Annotated in this window: 1 protein-coding gene; it reads right to left on the reverse strand. The window is 66.2% G+C overall.

Annotated elements, in window-relative coordinates; translation table 11 throughout:
- A partial coding sequence (locus J9892_RS21565) for a transposase (protein ID WP_210538956.1) occupies positions 1–293 on the reverse strand: 293 nt, incomplete at both ends.

Below are 293 nucleotides of genomic sequence, written 5' to 3' on the forward strand. Positions count from 1 at the left end.
GGTAACGCGCGAGCCTGCGCAGGTATTTCTGCTTGCTCAACGCACCGCTTTCCCAACGGTGCCGGGTACGAAACACCGCATCCGCCAGCAAGACCAACCGGGCACCGATGGGCTGGTTGCACTGCTCGCTACTCTCGGCGATGGCCACGAGATTGCGGGCCACGTGGGCCCAGCACAGTTGCCGCTGGTCGGCGTCGATAAACCGGTAGCCGGCGTACTGGTCGGTCACCAGCACCCCGTCAAACTCGGCGCCCAGCAGCCGCTTGGCCGCCTCCTGACCACGGCCATAGGCC

The sequence above is a fragment of the Aeromonas sp. Prich7-2 genome (assembly GCF_017939255.1).
Taxonomy (GTDB): Bacteria; Pseudomonadota; Gammaproteobacteria; order Enterobacterales; family Aeromonadaceae; genus Aeromonas; species Aeromonas caviae.